Origin of the sequence: Geminocystis sp. CENA526 (assembly GCF_050753365.1) — a bacterium.
GTDB lineage: Bacteria > Cyanobacteriota > Cyanobacteriia > Cyanobacteriales > Cyanobacteriaceae > Geminocystis.
This window is the reverse complement of the sequence record NZ_JBLZFY010000056.1, coordinates 8617-29120: the sequence shown is the minus strand read 5'-3', so window position 1 is coordinate 29120 and position 20504 is coordinate 8617. Positions and strand designations below refer to the sequence as shown.

Sequence of the window (20504 nt, the reverse complement as noted above, 5' to 3'; positions counted from 1 at the left end):
ATAAATCAAAGTGTTTAGTCTAATTGTTGGTTTTAAAAGATGTTTCTTATCACGCTATTATTTCTCATAAATGATTTAGGATTGCTATAATTGATTTTCTAACCATAAACAATAGCTATATTCCTTATCAATTATCGTTTTCAGTTAAATCAAATTTCGAGAATGAAAACGCTCTGGAAAATGGAAATAAAAAACATAGATTAGACATCAAAATTGATAAAATAAAAGTTAAAACCCCATAAAATAAAAAATCTTGTTTGGGAAAGTCTCTTATAAACCGAATAATTATTAATTATGACTCAAAGTATTTCTAATCATCAAATTACGGAAATTTTAGCTCCTGATACAAGTAAAATAATTGCTCAAAATACTAATGAAGTTAGTAATTTTTTACAAGAAACATGGGCAATGAATAAGCGTTTATTTATTCAATTAAAACGTCGCCCTTCTACTCTTGTGGCGGGAGTTATTCAACCTTTTATGTGGTTAATTTTATTCGGTGCTTTATTTTTTAATGCTCCTAATAATTTATTCGGAGATAACATTAATTATGGGCAATTTTTAGCCCCCGGTATCATCATTTTTACTGCTTTTTCTGGTGCATTAAACGCTGGATTACCTATCATGTTCGATCGAGAATTTGGCTTTTTAAATAGACTATTAGTCGCACCCTTAGCCTCTCGATTTTCCATTGTAGCCGCTTCCACTATCTACATTATCACCCTTAGCTTAATTCAAACCGCCGTCATTATCGTTGCTAGTGCTTTTATTGGGGCAGGTTTACCGAGTCTTAGTGGATTGGGTTCGATCGCACTTATCGTGTTTCTCATTGTTTTAGGAGTGACGGGATTAAGTCTAGGCTTGGCTTTTGCCCTCCCCGGACACATAGAATTATTAGCAGTGATTTTTGTAATTAATTTACCCTTATTGTTTGCCAGTACCGCCTTAGCACCTCTTTCCTTTATGGCAGGATGGTTACAAGTTATTGCCAGTTTAAACCCTTTAACCTACGCCATTGAACCCATTAGATACATATATCAAAATTCTGACTGGACTTTTTTAAGTATAGTAATGAATACCCCTTGGGGAGAACTTAATTTTATCAAAGTTTTATCCTTATTATTTATCTTTGATGTAATTATTTTACTATCAATTAAACCCTTATTAAGTCGCCGTTTTGCTTAAATAATTACGCATTCATAAAATTTAGAATTTAGAATTTAGAATTTAGAATTTAAAAATTAAAAATTAACTTACAGGATGATAAAAATAAATATTTTTGCAGTAAAATAAGATTTAGACTTTGAAACAAATTAGCTAAGTATGAAAATTATTCACGGTACATGGATTCCTTCCTCAGAAGATAATTTTATTCAAAATGGTGCGTTTTGTTTATGGGTAGAAGTTGCAGAAAATAACCCTATAAATAGCAAAATAAATAATGTTTATCCTCGTCAATTAGATTATCAAAACTTAGTTAATTTTATTAGTCAAGAATTAGGTATTTCTTGGACAAAAGATACACAAATAGATACAAAATATTTTTTACTTCCTAGTCATAATAATCAACCCTTACCCTCTTTAACACTAAGTCGTTATTTAGAAGTTGAATACCCTGAAAATAGTCAGTTAGAATACTGGTCGATCGAATGTTTCCTATTATCTGATATTATACAAAATCTTAACAATCTTCACTTTTTATCCCTCTATCAATCTCAAGAGTGGGTATTAGGAATAGACTTACTTTTTTGGTATTATTTCACACAAAATTTGAGACAAATTATTCTCAAAGATCAATATATTCCCGCCTTAAAATATCGAGCAATAAACACTAAGAAAAAATCATCTAAATCTAGTTCTTCATCTGGAGAAATATACCCTAGTTGGTCGATCGTTTCCCATCATTATCAACAATTAATTAAGCAAAGTATTGAGATGATGCCCCTTGCTTGTGTGGCTGGTTTTGCTGAATTATCTGATTCAATTAATTTTTATGATAAGGAAACTTTATTACATCATTTTTCTGAATATTTACTGCAACAAATAATAAAAAATGCGTCTTTACCCCAAGTATTTACAAAAAAAATAGAGGATTGTCCTGTAATTTATAACAGTATTTTTTCCATAGCAAAACCTTTGAAAGATAAAGCTAGTTTAGAAACTTATCAACAATGGCAAACATGGTATCAAAAAATAATTGCAGGTAATAATAATAGCGATTTTAATTTATGTTTTCGACTGAAAGAAGCATCGGAAGAAAATCTTGATAAATGGTATTTAGAATTTTTAGTAGCATCGAAAAAAGACCTTTCTTTGAAACTAAATTTAGAAGATTACTGGCATTTTGATAAAAATAATAAACAATTAATTATAGAACAATTTGGGAAAGAATTTGAAAAAAACTTACTCTTAAATTTAGGTTATGCAGCGAGAATTTACCCTAAATTATGGGCGGGATTAGAAACAGATAAACCAGTAGGATTGTCTTTAACTTTAACCGAAGCCTTTGATTTTCTTAAAGAGGTGGCATGGATTTTACAAGATGCAGGTTATACGGTAATTGTACCAGCATGGTGGACTCCAAGCGGTCGTCAAAAAGCAAAAATTCGCTTACAAGCATCCGCAAAAAAATCGTCTTCTTCTAGTAGTAAAAACGAGAAAGGTTACTTTAGTTTAGACACTATTATTCAATATCAATATCAGTTAGCCATTGGCAATGAAGTTGTTACACCTCAAGAATGGCGACAATTATTAGAGGCAAAAATACCGTTAATTAAATTTAGGGGAGAATGGGTAGAATTAGACCAAAATCAGATGCAAAAAATGCTAGAATTTTGGCAAAATAATCAAGAAGAAAATAACGAAAAGAGTTTAATAGAATTAATGAAAACTGCCACAGAAGAAGTGGATATGTTTGAGGTTTCTCACGATGAAAGTTTAGCTCAAATGATGGCAAAATTAAGGGATTCTACTCAACTAGAATTAACCGATAATCCAGACAATTTTCAAGGTAATTTAAGGGAGTATCAAAAGAGAGGTGTTTCTTGGTTAAAATTTTTAGAACAATTAGGTTTAAATGGTTGTTTAGCAGATGATATGGGTTTAGGAAAAACAGTACAAGTTATTGCCCATTTAGTGCAGGAAAAAAATGAAAATAAACAGGTATTACCTACTTTATTAATTGCCCCGACTTCCGTAGTCGGAAATTGGTATAAGGAAGTGGAAAAATTTGCTCCTCATCTTCAAGTAATGATTCATCATGGGATCGATCGAATTTCCGAAGAAAAAACCTTTAAAACTGAGGCAAAAAATTACGATTTAATTATTACTTCTTTTACTTTAGCAAGGAAGGATTTAAAATTATTAAATGCAGTAAAATGGCAAAGAATTATTTTAGATGAAGCTCAAAATATTAAGAATCCAGGTACTGCTCAAACTAAGGCTATTTTAAAATTAAATGCAAATTATCGTTTAGCCTTAACGGGTACTCCTGTAGAAAATCGTCTCTTGGATTTATGGTCAATTTTTAACTTTCTTAATCCGGGTTATTTGGGTAAACAAACTCAGTTTCGTAAATCTTTTGAGATACCAATTCAGAAGAATAATGATAAAAAACAGTCTCTTGTGTTGAAAAAATTAGTTGAACCGTTTATTTTAAGAAGGTTAAAAACAGATAAAAATATCATTAAAGATTTGCCTGATAAAGTAGAGCATAAACAATATTGTAATTTAACTAAAGAACAGGCTTCTTTATATGAATTAGTGGTAAAAGAAGTATCCGGAGAATTAGAAGAAGCGGAGGGAATGCAACGGAAGGGTTTAATAATTTCTACTCTGATGCGTCTTAAACAAATTTGCAATCATCCTCGTCAATTTTTACAGGATAACAGTGAATTTAATCCTCAACGCTCTCATAAATTAGAAAGATTAGGGGAGATGGTGGAGGAAGTAATTGCGGAGGGAGAAAGTCTCTTAATTTTTACTCAATTTACGGAAATTGGGGAGGCTTTACAACATTATTTTAAACAAAAATTTTACTATAATACTTACTATTTGCATGGGGGAACTTCTCGCAAAAAAAGGGAGCAAATGATTGAGGAATTTCAAGGAGAAAATACTGAACCTTCGGTGTTTATTTTGTCTTTAAAAGCAGGAGGTGTAGGTATAACTTTAACTAAGGCAAATCATGTGTTTCATTTCGATCGATGGTGGAATCCCTCTGTAGAGAATCAGGCTACCGATCGAGCTTTTAGAATAGGGCAAAAAAAGAATGTATTTGTGCATAAATTCGTCACATTAGGCACACTGGAGGAAAGAATTGATACGATGATCGAGGATAAGAAAAAGATAGCAGATTCGATCGTTGGTTCAGATGAATCGTGGTTAACGGAATTAGATAATGATAGTTTTAAACAGTTAATAGCCCTTAATCGTCAGACTATTATTTAGGGGTTGCTGAAAAAGTATTTTGATGAGGGTAGGTATAAGGTATCAGGTGTCAGGTTAAAGAATGAAAAATCAAGGTTTTGAAGCGTTATCTCTTCAACAAATACACAGTGTATTGTGAATAATCAGATTTAAAATGCCCTGTTTTTGAGTAAAAATTGCCAAAAATTCGCACTTTTTTGTGAATATAGTGTGCCTAAACCATTGATTTTAATAACCTTTTGATTTATTCAGTAAACCCTAAATACCTAATTAATTGCTAACGCCTTTCTCATATAATTACCCCATAATATCGCCGCTTGTCCACTACTACTATTGGTAGGTGAATTATTATCATTACCTAACCAAATGCCCGTAACTAAATTATCTTGAGTGACGTAGCCGATAAACCACAAGTCCACCCCTTTATTAGTTGTACCTGTTTTTCCTGCTTCATCCCTTCCTACCGATGCACTTCTTCCTGTGCCTGAAGTAATTACCTGTCTTAACATTTCATTCATCGTTTTAGCAATGGGGGGATTAATTACCTGTTTTTGCTCGTCTTTATTCTCGTTGAAACGGTAAATTTCTCGGCAGGTGTTATGTTTTTCAAAGTCTTCACAATCCCTTCCATCTCTAATTACTCTTATAGCGTGGGGATGTGACCAAATACCTTGATTGGCAAAGGGGGTATAAGCGCCCGTAATTTCTAACACTGTTACTTCACTCTGCCCTAATATTAACCCGGGTACGGGTTCTAATTTCGATCGAATCCCTAATTTATGGGCAGTATCTACCACTTTTTTTAAGCCGACATCTTGGGCAATTCTTAAGGCAACGGCATTTTCTGACTGTGCCATCCCTACAAACATATTAGTACCTCCTCCTGTTCTTTCACAACCCCGATAGGTAAATCCTTGCCAACGCAGAGGCGCACAGGAATAAATCTTATTCGCAGAAATTCCTGCTTCTAAGGCTGCTACATAGGGAAAAACCTTAAAAGTTGAGCCGGGTTGTCTTTTGGCTTGGGTAGCACGGTTAAATTGGCTTTCTCGATAGTCTTTTCCCCCTACTAAGGCGACTATTTCTCCGTTTTTAGCTCGAATAGTGGCGATGGCACCTTGAGAAAAGTTATTTTGTTTGCCATTGGTAGCAAGATGATTTTTAAGGCTTTCTTCCGCTATGGCTTGAATTTTTGGGTTTAAAGCGGTTTCAATGATAAAATCACCCTCTTTCGTCAAATTACTCCCTAAGAGACGATTCATTTCTTGAAAAACATGACTATAGTAATAGGGTGCTAAAATATTTGATAAAGTTTCCTGTGCTTTTGGGCTAAGATAAATTCTCGATCGTCTAGCTTTAGATGCTTCTTCTCTGGTTATCATGCCTAAATTGAGCATTCTTTCAATAACTCGATTACGGAATTGAATGGCGGTATCGTAATCTTGTACTGGGTTGTAGGCATTGGGGGCGGGTAAAATTGCCACAAGGGTAGCAGATTCCACTAAGTCTAAGTCTCTGGCGGATTTGCCGAAATAAAATTGGGCGGCATCTTCAAAACCGTATAAATGCACCCCAAGATAAACACGGTTAAGATAGGTTTTCATAATTTCGTCTTTGCTGTAAACTGCTTCTAGTTTGGTGGCTACTATCATTTCTCGCAGTTTGCGCTGTAAATTGTTTTCTCTGCCGACATCAGGATAGATACTTCGGGCTAATTGTTGGGTTATAGTACTAGCACCCTGTTGAGTTTCTCCCTGTTTATTAATTAATATTGCCCTGAGTATGCCTATCGGATCAACCCCAAAATGCCAATAATAGCGACTGTCTTCGGAAGCCATTAAGGCTTTAGCTAAGTAGGGGGAAAATTCTTGTAAACTATCTAACTCTCGATGAGGAGAATCGATACGGGGAGAAAGTAAGGTTTTACCATCATCACCATACACTACTGTGGAACCGCCCACATGATCAGGGATAGGATAAACGTCATATTGACTCCATTGCCAAGCTAACCACCCCATAAGTAACAATACCCCTACTCCACTGGTGATTAAACCATAACGGGCAAGGGTTAACCATTTAGGAAGGGATTTATCAAAACGAATTTCGATCGAATCCACTAATTCAGGCGGTCCTAATGTGATACGATCGTTATGTTCGAGGGTAAGAGATTGATAGCGTTGATTGCCTAAATAAACGCCATTTGTAGAATTTAAGTCACGAATAATAAATTTTTCGGGGTTATTAGTATCCCTTTCGATTACGCAGTGAGTTTGACTAATAATGGCACTACGAATGACAATATCACAACTTTTAGTGCTTCTACCTATGATATATCGATCGCCCAACAAAGGATAAAAAGAGCGGTGTTTTTCTTGCCCATTTTTGACATAAATTCCAGCTACCCTTGCATTCGGCTTTAAACGAGGAATGGCAAATTGATTTTGCACATTATGCCAAATGGTAGTTACTACTTTACTTATATAAGATTCTGTACCGCTCGATCGATTATCCATATAGAAATGAGGAATAAGAAACGAATTAATTTTATCTCGAATAGAGTTGAAACGGTGAACTACCCACACTGACCTGACGGTACAGTGTTGGCTTCTAGTATCCCCTTAAGGACTGCTAGAACTTCCTTCGTGGTACTCTCGGTTGAAGATTTAGTAATTTTCCCACTACGGCGATTTATCGTCGGGAACAGTTCCAGCCCGACTCTTTTTAAGTTGATTGCACTATTAATGTCACGATCAACAACGATTTGTTCAATCGCATCGTAATATTTACGAATAGAGCAATCAGTAAATACTATTTCATCTCGATAACTGAGAAGTTGAGATGTGTAGGCAGGGTTAACTTTCTTGACCACAGCACCAGCTTTTTCGGCTATGTAACTGAAGATGTCAAAAAACTGCCCAAAAGAAGCATCAGCCCAAGATTTATTGAGTCCTGATTTAGCACTTTGACCATTAGGGAGATAATTGCCCTGATGGTCTTTTTTTGTCTTATTCCTTTTTGACAACCCTTTTAAATTGAGGTTTTCTACAAAGAAGACTTTTTTGTCACTACTCACTAGAGTATGGGCGGTTTTGTAAGCATGATCCTTTCTAGCTCTCGCTATCTGTTGATGCTTTCTACATTCCCGTTTCGCCAACTTTCTTCGTGCCTTACTGCCTTTTTTCTTAGCATTTTTTCTCTTAGAGATTTTTGCTAGTTGTTTTTGATTCTTACGGAAAGACTTAACGGAAGGCAATTTTTCTCCCTCAGAGGTAGCTAGATAATCGTCTTCATATAATACCGCATCCAATCCCATAGAATTATCCCAATTAGGAGTAATCTCATCGGGAGTAAAATGAGGTACAGACGGATCATCTAGGCAAAGAGTACAATACCATCCATCAGCTTTTTTTGTTATCAAAATATTTTTGAGAGAGAATCCTTGAGGTAAAGGACGATGTAGTCTTACCTTAAGCCATCCATCTAGTTTTGACACTTGAAGATAAAGCCAATTCTTTTCTATCCTTTTGATTTTGATAGCTTGAGCCTCTACTCTCAGGGTACGATAACGATTTTTGAACCGTGGTTTTCCACTTCGATTACCATTAACGTCACCTTTGATGTAGCGATCAAAAGCTAAGTCTGCCCTCTTAGAGACATCCTGTAAAGTTTGAGATGGTACAACAGAAAATTCTAGGATTTCTCCTGAATGCCTTACTATCGTCAAATCCTTTTTTTTCTCAGGTAATAGTTTCTTTTGGGAATAGAAATTTGGTTTATCTCTTAATTTCAATGGTGGAAGGCTACAGGAAATATAGCAAAAGTCACCACTAGGGGCAATATAGTTACTGCGATTTTCTTCCCACCAAGAAAAACGATCCCCAATTTGTACGTTGTACCAATATTGACAAATTCTAAGCCAGTCATTTAACTGACTTTTTTGAGGTGTCTCAGGGTAACAACGGTATTGATAATTGAGGATCATTTTTGTGTTTACTTAGAACGAGTGACTATATAATGATAATCACTCATCTTAGCACAAGGGAAAAATAAATGTCAATGAAAAATGATTTTTATAATCGAGGTAGATCGGTAAGCGACTTAAAAGCCCACCTAGTCTTAACTACAAAATATAGAAGAAAAGTCTTTACCGCAGAAATGTTAGACCGTCTCCACGAAATCACCGAAAATTTATTAGAGCAATGGGAATGTCGATTAGTTGAGATTAACGGAGAGGAGGATCATGTTCATATCCTTTTTCAATACCACCCTGTCATGGAATTAAGCAAGTTTGTCAATAATTTCAAGAGTGTCTCTAGTCGCAAATTAAGACAAGAATTTCCTGAGCAAATCAAGAAGTTTTATGGTCAAGAAGTGTTTTGGAATAGTTCTTATTTCATTGCTTCTTGTGGCGGTGTCACTATCTCTACTCTCAGGAAATATATAGAAAATCAAACCCGTCCAGAACCAGAGTCCTAGACGGCGATTCATCCCACGCTGAAACGTGGTATGATTTTGATTTTATAGTGTTTACAGCGTGGGGCTTCTCGCCGAAGAAGCTAAAGAAAATAAAGATCAAGTTATATTTTAAGTTCGATCGAACTCAGATAGGAAAGGATGCGATCGCTCCTGTTAATGGTGGTTTTCGTATAGTCTCCATTGATAATAATGCGGATGGATTAAATGCTCTTAAAATTCGTTATCTAAGTTTTTCGTAATGACTTGAGCCATTGTACAAAAATTAATAATTCTTTACAAAACTTAATGATCGAGTCAATACACTAACGAATAAAATTATTGATCTAAGCAAAAACACTGATTCAAAGTATCACCCTAATATCCTCTCGATCGAACCCCCTTAAAACCCATGAATACGAGCCTTTACGATCATTTATTTCAAGATTTGACTGATTTTGCTAATTCTGATAAATTTTGGACAGATTTTGAATTGATTTTTGGGACAAATTTTAATGTAACTATTGCAGAAAGTATCAGGCATCAATGGATTAACGGTGACTTTGGTGACTTACCCCCCATCAGGGTATTAGAAACAGGTATGGGTTCGATCTTTGGTGCTTATGCCCATTCTACCAACACCATTTATTTATCTCAAGACTTTCTTAACAGGGCAACTACTCAACAAATTAAAGCTGTCTTGCTCGAAGAAATAGGTCATTATGTGGATAGTCTTATTAACACCGAAGATAGTGAAGGAGATGAAGGAGAAATATTTTCCGCTTTAGTGTCAGGGGTTGAGTTAAACGAGCTACAATTACAAAGCCTCAAAACCCAAAATGATCACTTTTCGATCGTTGTGGATGGGCAAACTTTACAAGTCGAAGCCGCAATCATAACCGTGACAAATACCAACGATAGTGGTCCGGGCAGTCTTCGTCAAGCTATTCTCGACGCCAATGCGCTCGGTGGAGAGGATACCATTATTTTCGGAGGACCAATTTTTACTGATACAACTCCCGATACCATCATCCTGACATCTGGGCCATTAACTATTAATGAGAGTGTAAACATCAAAGGTACAGGAGCGAATTTATTAACCATCAGTGGCAATAATAATTCCCGTGTTTTTCAGCTTGGAGGTATCAGCGCTAATACTTATAATCTTTCTGGTTTAACCATCACCGGTGGTATAGCCGATCTTGGTGGCGGAATTTTCATGAGTGACGTTGATGACTCCCTCAATATCGATCAAGTCCATGTGACTGGGAATACTGCCACATCAAATGGTGGCGGGTTGTATATTCAGGGTGGAACCCTAAATTTTACCAACAGCACGATAAGTAATAACAACTCTGTCTTTGATGGTGGTGGCACTCTTGTTGATACTAACGCTACTCTTTCCAATGTTACAGTTAGTAGCAATACAGCTTCTGAGGTAGGGGGGATTCGTCATGTGGTTACAAATGGCAGCCGTTCTTTACTTTTAATTAATACGACCATTGCAAATCATACTCAAACAGGAAATGCAGGTATTGGTCTAGCCAACACATCCCAAAACTCAGGTATTAGTGCAATCACTAAATATAGCAATAGTATTTTTGACAACAATACCACTAACATAGTGAATGCAAATCTTGATACTGGTACAGGAGCTTCTATTCAATCTCTAGGTTACAACATCAGCAGTGATGGCACTGGCAACTTAACTGCCACTGGAGATTTACCAAATACCAATCCCTTACTAGGTGTTTTACAAAATAATGGGGGTTCAACTCCCACCCATGCCCTTCTACCCGGTAGCCCAGCTATTGGGGCTGGTAATACAACCCTCATAACAGATCAAAGAGGTATTACTCGCCCTCAAGGTACGAATGATGATATTGGAGCTTTTGAGTATGTCCTCCCCACCGTTAATATTAGTGCTACCGATGCCATTGCCACAGAATCTGGGAATACAGGAACTTTTCAATTAACCCGTACTATTCCCACTGGTGGTAGTACTGATTCTTTACCTGTTCAATTAACTCTTTCGGGAACGGCTAGTGCTAGTGACTATAATTTCTCCGCTTCAGGAGGCACGGTTAATGTGAGTGGTAATACTGTTACTGTAACTTTTAACTCAGGTTCAAACACTGTGGATTTGACGGTTACTCCTGTCGATGATATTCAAGCCGAACCGGATGAGACGGTAATTTTAACTCTCGATAGTAGCGTTAATTATGATCTCGGAACGAATAGTAGTGCTACAGTTACGATTCTTCAAAATGATTTTGTGGTGACAAATACCAACGACAGTGGTGAAGGCAGTCTGCGTCAAGCTATTCTCAACGCCAATGCGATCGCAGGTGCAAATACTATCACTTTTGATATTGCTGGTAGTGGTGTACGCACGATTACTCTTAATTCTGCTCTTCCTGAAATTACTGAGCAAGTTACTATTGATGGCACAACTCAACCCGATTTTACGAATAGTCCGATTATCGAAATAAATGGCAATAATTCCGTTGATAATGGTTTAAGTCTGGGGGGCAGTTCTAGTAATAGTGTTATAAAAGGCTTAATAATTAATCGTTTTACCTATGCAGGAATTTTAATTAACAGTACAGGAAATAAAATACAAAAAAATTATATTGGCACTACTGCAACGGGAACTTCTGGGGCGGGTAATTCATTTGGTGTTTTTGTTAATTTAGGTAATAACAATATCATTGGTAGTGACGAAGATGGCACAAATGATGCCAGTGAGGGGAATTTAATTTCTGGTAATGGGAATGTAGGCGTTCTTTTGTTCGGAAGCAACAATGTAGTTCGAGGTAACTATATTGGGACTAATGTAGATGGTACATCAGCTATAGGGAATGGAATTCATGGTGTTTATATTGGTTCTTCTAACCATACCATTGGTGGAGCAACCGCCACAGCTCGTAATATCATCTCTGGTAATAACTTTAGTGGAATTGCTATATTTGCAAATGTTGCATCTGGTGCTAGTAACAATATTGTACAAGGTAACTATATCGGTACGGATGTAACAGGCACTCAGCCTTTAGGGAATGGTAGTGGTAGCGGAATTCGTATCACTGGTGCAAATAATACTATTGGTGGGACGGTTGCTGGTGAAGGTAATATAATTGCCTATAATTCGGGGAATGGTGTGTTTGTGGTGGACGGATTTAATGCTAATCCAAGTCTCAATAATGCGGGAAATAACATCTCTGGTAATAGCATTTTTAACAATACGGGTTTAGGGATTGATATTGCGATTAATCAAGATGTTAATGATATTAATAATCAGATAGGTGTAACAGCGAATGATTTATTAGATTTAGATACTGGTGTTAATAATCTGCAAAACTACCCATTATTGACTTTCAATAGTATAGGTCAAATAATCGGCTCTCTTAACAGCACAAAAAATACAACGTTTCGTGTAGAGTTTTTTGGTAACACTACTCCTGATCCTACTGGTTACGGAGAAGGACAAACTTTTCTCGGCTTTAAAAATGTCACTACCGATGATGATGGTAATGCAACTTTTACCTTTAATCAGGGTTCTGCCATTAATGTTACGGCAACGGCAACTGATCCGGGTGGCAATACCTCCGAGTTTTCTCGAATTACTGCAATGGTTGGAGTGGACGGCTCAAGTAATCTTGTTATCACCGATGTTCCGGGTAGCAATAACGATCGATTTACCTTATCGTCTAATGGCACGTCTTTAATTCTGACGGATACTAATAACAGAGCAATTACAACGGTTATTCCTACTGCCACAGGGGATGGAACTAAGAGTCTAAATATTCCTTTGACTGCTTTTAAAGGAGAAATCTTCGTTAATACTCTTGGCGGCAATGACATTCTAACCATTGATTTTTCTAATGGAAACCCCCTTCCCACCGCAGGACTTACTTTTAATGGCGGAAGTCAAACTAGCACCATTGGTGATCAACTAGCTTTGACGGGAGGAACTTTCACCACAGCCACTTATACCTATTTCAACGAAAATGACGGTAAAATCGACTTAGATGGTAGTGTTATCAACTATACTGGTTTAGAACCCATTACATCCACTATCACCAGTGATAATGTCGTTTTAAATTATAGCACCTCTGCCGAAACCATCACTATAACCGCAGTAAATGCCACTCAAACTAATGTGGATTCCACTTTAGGGGAGACTACTACTTTTAATAACCCTTCCCAATCCTTAACCATTAATGGCGGTGTTACTGGTACAAATATTTTCAATCTTAACAGTATCAGTAGTGGATTTGAAGCAGATTTAAACATTAAGGGTAGCGGTTACACCAATGGAGATGTACTAAATATCAATGGTGATGTTACTGCTAATGATTTTTCGATCGATCTCGTTCAAAATATTAACATTGCATCAGGTGCTGTTAAGACGATCGATCTTCTTAGTGATAATGGGGATGTAACTTGGACTGTAGGACAAACCATCGGTTTAGCCTTTGGTTCGAATTTAACTAGCACTAAAGGAAATATTAATCTCATCGCCAAAGGGGAAATAACAGGGATTGATTATCGAGGTATTGTTGTTGATAATAGTCAAATTAAATCAAGTGAAGGCTCAATTAAACTAAATGGTACAGCGAATGGTATTAATAACGAAAGGTATGGTGTTCATGTAACCAATAGTGGGCAGGTTGTCTCCACCGATAGTGCTACCATTACTATAATAGGTCAAGGTTCATTAAATGGTCTAGGGAATGGTAATGATGGTGTTCGTGTGGATAGTAATGGTATCGTTTCTTCCGTCAGTGGTTCCATCGACATTCACGGTACGAGCGGAAACGGAAATAATTTTAATCGTGGTGTGTGGTTAGAACAAAAAGGACAGATTACCACAGAAACAGGCACAATTACCATCAATGGTACTGCCCAGAGTGAAGGGGGGGCAAATTTTGGTATTGCCATTATGTCTGGTAGCAAAATTAGTGCTACAAAAATAGGAAAAATTATTCTTCAAGGGCAAGGCTCATTAAACGCCACTGATGCCAGTAATGATGGAGTTCTCATCGAAGGTATTAACGGTGGAGTTAATAGTCAAGTAACGGCAAAAGACGGTTCGATCGAGATTACTGGTACTGGAGGCGGGAATGGTAATAATAAGGATCTAAATCATGGCGTTCGCATCAGTGATAGAGCATTAGTACAATCCACTGGGGAAGCTACCATTAAGATAACGGGTTTTGGAGGGGCGCAAGGTCAATCTAGTAACTATGGACTACGAATTATTAATCAAGACACAGTTATTACATCTGTTAAGGGTGACATTACCATAGAAGGCACTGGGAGAGGTAGTGGTGGTGATAATCGAGGGGTGTCGATCGAAAGTGGTGGGGCAATTTCTTCCACTGGATTGGATGCCAATGCCGCAAAGATCACCATTGCGGGTAAAGGTTCGGTGGATGGCACTGCCGGTGGTAATGATGGGGTGCGCATTGACGGAACTAATAGCAAAATTTCTTCCATAGCAGGTTCGATCGAGATTACTGGTACTGGGGGTAATGGCACAACTGATAATAATGGTGTTCACCTAGTCAGTACGGGGCAAATCTCCTCCACAGGAACAGGAACTAACGCAGCCACAATTACGATTACTGGGCAAGGTTCTACCACAGCCACAGGCAATAATAACGATGGTATTCGTCTTAATAATGGTATTATTCAGTCCGTTGACGGCAACATTACCCTTACGGGTACTGGCGGTGGCACGGGAACTTCGGGATATGGCTTGAGAATTATTAATAGCAGTGCGAAAGTAGAATCAACGGGAAAAGCAACTATTGATGTTACAGGTTTTGGTAGCACCACAGGAACAGGTAGTGGTTATGGTATAGAAGTATGGGGAAGTAGTAAGATTACTTCCGTTACTGGGAACATTTTCGTCACTGGCACAGGAGGAGGCACGGGGGGGAATAATTTTGGCGTGGTAGTACAAAATCTGGGTTCAATTACTTCCACGGGAATAGGAGTCAATGCCGCCAATATCAACATCACGGGGCAAGGTTCTACCACAGCCACAGGTAATGATAACGATGGTATTCGCCTTAATAATGGCACTATTCAGTCGGTTGACGGCAACATAATCCTTACTGGTACAGGTGGTGGTAATGGTAATAATAATATCGGCGTTATCATTAACGACAGTGGGCAAATTAATTCAACAGGGAAGGCAACCATTAACATTATCGGTCAAGGTTCTGTTAATGGCAAGGGAACGACACGAGGAATTACTTTGGCAAACAAAGGCTCTGTCACTTCTAATACGGGTGATATTACTCTGAAGGGTACTGGGAAAGGTGTTGATAACTTTAATATAGGGATTAGCTTATTAAATTCGTCACAAATTAATTCCACTGAGACGGCAAAGATTAATTTGATTGGAATAGGTTCAACAACTGGAACAAGTAATAATTGGGGAGTAGAATTTAATGATAATAGTGCCATTACATCGGCTGATGGTAACATTTCGATCGAAGGCACAGGTGATGGTAATGGGAATAACAACTTAGGAGTTCGGATCAGTGGAGGAGGACAGGTAAAATCCACAGAAAGTGCCACAATTACAGTGACAGGATTCGGCAGTGAAAATGGTGTTGGTACTAATCACGGAATACAAATGACTGGTGCAAGTAGCACCATTACTTCTAAGGATGGAAATATAACTATTAATGGAACGGGAAGGGGTACAGGCAATGATAATCGAGGGGTTTCGATCGAATCAGGTGGAGTTATTTCTTCTACTGGAAAGGCAACTATTACCGTTATTGGGCAAGGCTCTGTTAATCCTCTTTCTACGGGAGGAAATCGTGGAGTTCGTGTGGATAACGGGGCTCAAATAACTTCAGAGAAGGGAGCAATCTTCATTAGTGGAAAAGCAGGTGCGACGGGAGAATCTGAGGAAGCTAAGTTTAATTATGGTGTTCAAGTTGTTTTTTCAGGGGAAATTTCTTCTACAGGAATAGGAAGTGATGCCGCTACAATTACCATCGAGGGGAATGGTGGTTCGATTTCCAGCAAAGCTAATCAAAATGCCGGAGTCGATATTGAACAAGGTGGCAAGATTACTTCCAAGGATGGCGCTATTAAGGTGTCAGGTTCTGGCGGTTCTGGGGTAAATTCAAACTTTGGTGTTTTACTATTAAAGAATGGTGGAATTTTTTCTACAGGAACGGGACAATATGCTTCTACCATTACTATAATCGGACAAGGATCAACCAGTGCCACTGGTTCTTTTAATACTGGTGTTAATATCAACAATAGCAAGGTAACATCTGTTGATGGCGATATAAGTATTACGGGAACTGGGGGGAGTGGTACAGAAGGAAATAATGGTGGTATTAGTGTTGTTAGTTCAAGTCAAATATCCGCCAGTGGCGATGCCCATATTACGCTGAAGGGCGAAGGAGGAGAAGGCACAAATAGTCATGGTATTCTTCTTGACAACTCAAAAATAGAAAGTAATAGCGGTAATATTATCTTACAAGGTACAGCTAATAATTCTAGTGTCGGAATTAACATTATATCAGGTGCTTCTATTGTTAGTAGTAGTGGTAATATTACTCTCAAAGCAGATACCCTTAATCTTGAGGGTGATGCAAATAGTATCTCTAGCACGAGTGAATTATTAATCATTCAAGAAACAAACAACACTTCGATCGGACTTGGTTCTGGAAGTGGTACACTAAATCTAACAGCATCAGAAATACTAAGTTTTGGAGATGGATTTAGTAAGATTTCGATCGGTAACAATAAGAGTGGTGTTATAGATATTCAAAACGCCACCTTTACTGATAACTTAACTCTCATTAGTGGTAGTAATATCATTGCCAATGGCTTAACCGTCACAAGTGCGGATGCAACTATTCTCAGTGAGGGTGTTATCTCCGAAGGCACAACAGGAAACGATATTGATATTACAGCTAATAATGTTATTTTAAGCGGTACAGTTAAACCAGGGGGGGTAGAGAATACTTTTGGTATCCTCAACATTAATGGAAATGTTAGTTTTAATACCAGTGACGCTATTGCCGATATTCTCAGTTTTGAAATCGATGATGATATTACAAATTTCGATCGAGTTGCCATCATTGGTACAGTAAATATTACAGGCGTTACCTTAAACTTTAACAATAGTGATATTACCAGTGGGAATATTACTACCAGTGAACTTATTATCATCGACAATGACGATACAGATGCCATTATCGGTTCATTTAGTAATTATGGCGATGGTAGCTTAGTCACCATTAATGATTTAACCTACATCTTAAATTATCAAGGAGGAGACGGTAATGATGTGAGTTTAAACTTAGTCGAATCAGAAATTACCATAGACGGAAATAATAACTTAGTTATCACCGATACATTATTCACTGATACAGATGATCGATGGACAATCTCCTTTGACGGCACAGATATTATTGTCACCGATACCAACGGAAATTTTCTCACCACCAATATTGCAGGGGCAACAGGAAATAATACCAGTGAAATCAAAATACCTTTAACGAGTTTTACAGGAAATTTGCCCAGTGGCATTATTACCAATACCGTGGAGGGCAATAATATTGTCACCCTAGACAGTTTTACAACTTCTTTTAATGGAGATTTGAACATCAAAGGGGATGGTTACGGTAACGATAACACGATCATCATCGATACTAACCCTAATTCTAATGACTTTTCGATCGATCTGGTCAAAAACATTAACCTTACCTCTGCTATTACCACTAAAGGTGATATTAATTGGACAGTAGGAGAAACCATTGATTTTACTTCTAATGCCAGTGTAACTACCACATCTGGAGATGTTAGTTTAACAGGTAAACAGATTAATCTTTCAAACAATACATCTATCTCTAGTACCAGTGGTAATATTACCTTGAAAGCAGATACCATGAGCCTTGATGGTGGTGTTGATACCATCTCCAGTAGTGGTGAATTATTAATCATTCAAGAAACAGACGGCACTTCGATCGGACTTGGCTCTGGAAGTGGTACGCTCAATCTAACATCATCGGAAATCGCTAGTTTTGCAGATGGATTTAGTAAAATTTCCATCGGTAACGATAAAACAGGTGATGTTAAAATTAACAATGCTACCTTTACCGATAACCTTACCATTACGGGAAGTTCGATCGAACTCATCGGACTAAATGCCAATAGTAATAATGTTACTTTAACTACCACGACTGGCAACATTAGCGGAAATAGTAACGTTAGTATTAACGACTTAAACTTAAACGCCAAGGGTAAGATTGACAATCTTGAGGTTGATGCTACCACTCTGACAGCTATTGCACAAACAGGAGATTTAAGATTAAAAGATACCAGTGGAGGATTAACCGTCAATAATGCCACCGCCGATAACGAAGGCTCAATGAGTCTGGAAGCCGTCAACGGTGATTTAAACATCAATACAGTTTCAGCTAAGTATGATATTTCTTTGGTGGCAAAAAATGGCAAAATCACAGATACTAACGGTATAGGAGTTAATAATCTTACTTCACTAACTTCTCAAGCGGAAGCCTTGAGTGGTATTGACTTAGATGTGTCCAGTGCCATTCGTGGAAATGGCTATAAAACTATAGATACTGGTGATATTATTCTACGTCGATCGAGCGGAAATCTTGATGTCGGGGGTGGAGGAATTGAAACCAAGAATGGAAATGTGTCCATTACTATTACCAGTGGAAACTTGATAGTAGGTTCTCCTATCATTGCAGGAGGTATAGATAATACTATCACGGTGGACATCGCTTCAGGGAACATACAAGATGGAAATGCAGACGATAATAATTTTACTGCTACAAATATCAATCTCAAAACCAGTTCCACTATTGGAAGTAGTAGTGACTCTTTAGAGACAAAAACCACCAATCTTATTGCGAAGACGACTAATAGCGGTATCTTTTTGAAAAATACGGGTGATTTACAATCCGTTAACATCGATGCTGGAACAGGAAATGTAAGTTTGATTGCTACAGGAACTATTGCAGACATAAACAATATTACTCACATTACTGCTACCTCCGCCAAACTAGATAGTACAAATGGGATAAATTTGAATACCAAAATAACTAAATTATCCACCAAGGCATCCACGAGCGGAAATATTAATATTAAAAATACTGGTGCTTTAACTATCGATACAGTAGAAGGATTAAGCGGTGTCACCGCTACTAATGGGCAAGTTAACTTAAGTGCCACAGACTCCATTACCATTAATCAAAATATTAATGCTAAAGACAATATTCAACTTTTGGGGGAAAGTACTTTTGGGAATGGTATTTTTATTGGTGGTTCGATCGAATCTGAGACAGGGAAAATTACCATCACAGGTAAGACAAATAACTCCTCCGCCTTCGGTATTAACTTATCTACAGGTACATCTATTATCAGTGAGAGTGAAGAAATTAGTTTACTAGGAAATACCATCAACTTAGGTAATAATAGCATTATCAGCACCATTGGAAATATTTACATCAACTCTGACACAGATACTGAATTAGGACTTACCCAAGTAGAAGCAACCGTTAATATTACCGCCGATACCTTATTCCTCAACGATACAGTAAAATTCAATTATGATATTGATGAGGAGAATTTTAGCACCCTAGAAGTAACAGGCAAAGTCAATTTAAACGGTTCAAGTTTACAATTAGATTTAACTAACGTCTCTAATACTCCTAATATTTATACTCTGATTAACAACGATGAAAATGATGATATTATCGGTACATTTGACGGTTTAGCAGAAGGTGATGTTGTCGGTACTAATGGTAATTTAACATTCTTTATTACCTATAAGGGAGATGGAGATAATTTTGACAATATTGGTACGGGTAATGATGTTCAATTATACAGTGCATTTACAACCCCTATTATTACTAATGGAACTGGTCAACCAGATATTATCATTGGTGGTATTGGCAAGAATATTATTTCTGGTGGCGGAGGAAATGACTTTGTGCAGGGTGGATTTTTTGATGATACCTTAAACGGCGGTAGTGGTAATGATACCCTTATCGGTGGTAATGGAAACGATCGACTTGATGGCGGTAGTGGTAACGATAGCCTTTTAGGAGGTAATGGTGATGACATCATTTTAGCGGGTAGTGGTAATGATACTCTGATCGGTGGTAGTGGTAACGATACTTTGACAGGAGGAAGTGGCGCTGATTTATTCCTGTTTAATTTTGCTAACGAGGGTATCGATCGAATTACAGACTTTAATGTAGTAGATGATAAAATCGGTATTAGTGCCAGTGGTTTTGGGGGAGGATTAACGGCAGGTGTAGCTTTAACCAGCTTACAATTCCGTAGTGGTGCAGGGGTTACAACAGCTAATAATGCCACTCAAAGGTTTATTTACAATACTTCTACGGGGGCGTTATTCTTTGATGTGGATGGAGTTGGGGGTAATCCTGCCGAACAGATTGCTCAACTAAATTCTCGATTATCCTTAAGTCAGAATAATTTTATCGTGATTTAAACGGATAGGCATAATAAGGGGTATAAACTCCTTATCCTCTGCTCGGTGGTAAAATCTTTATTTCGATAGCACTTACAGACTTCTTTCACGCAGTGTC

General features: G+C 37.4%; 7 protein-coding genes. 5 read left to right on the top strand and 2 right to left on the bottom strand.

The window, feature by feature from the left end; genetic code table 11:
- Positions 1 to 294 precede the first annotated feature (294 nt).
- Positions 295 to 1185: an ABC transporter permease gene (locus tag ACN4EE_RS14505; protein WP_431707168.1), complete on the top strand. Its 891-nt coding sequence runs from the start codon at positions 295 to 297 to the stop codon at positions 1183 to 1185.
- Positions 1186 to 1323: 138 nt separating this feature from the next.
- Entirely contained in the window at positions 1324 to 4449 is a 3126-nt protein-coding gene (locus ACN4EE_RS14500) for a DEAD/DEAH box helicase (protein ID WP_431707167.1), read from the top strand.
- A 245-nt stretch (positions 4450 to 4694) separates the two neighbouring features.
- Here ACN4EE_RS14500 and ACN4EE_RS14495 read toward each other — a convergent pair whose 3' ends face one another.
- Complete coding sequence (locus ACN4EE_RS14495; RefSeq protein ID WP_431707166.1) at positions 4695 to 6941, bottom strand: PBP1A family penicillin-binding protein; 2247 nt, start codon at positions 6939 to 6941, stop codon at positions 4695 to 4697.
- Between the two features lie 59 nt (positions 6942 to 7000).
- On the bottom strand, positions 7001 to 8410 hold the full coding sequence (locus ACN4EE_RS14490) for an RNA-guided endonuclease InsQ/TnpB family protein (protein ID WP_431707165.1): 1410 nt from the start codon (positions 8408 to 8410) through the stop codon (positions 7001 to 7003).
- Positions 8411 to 8484: 74 nt separating this feature from the next.
- Here ACN4EE_RS14490 and tnpA point away from each other — a divergent pair, with 74 nt between their 5' ends.
- The 3 genes from tnpA (at position 8485) to ACN4EE_RS14475 (ending at position 20407) form a co-directional block, all read left to right on the top strand.
- Positions 8485 to 8904 carry an IS200/IS605 family transposase gene (gene tnpA, locus ACN4EE_RS14485; protein ID WP_431707169.1) on the top strand — a complete coding sequence of 140 codons (420 nt, stop codon included), beginning with the start codon at positions 8485 to 8487 and terminating at the stop codon, positions 8902 to 8904.
- Between the two features lie 47 nt (positions 8905 to 8951).
- A complete protein-coding gene (locus ACN4EE_RS14480) occupies positions 8952 to 9143 on the top strand; it encodes a hypothetical protein (protein WP_431707164.1) in 192 nt (63 codons plus the stop codon).
- Positions 9144 to 9292: 149 nt separating this feature from the next.
- Positions 9293 to 20407, top strand: a complete 11115-nt coding sequence (locus ACN4EE_RS14475; protein ID WP_431707163.1) for a choice-of-anchor Q domain-containing protein — start codon at positions 9293 to 9295, stop codon at positions 20405 to 20407.
- The last annotated feature ends 97 nt before the right edge of the window (positions 20408 to 20504 follow it).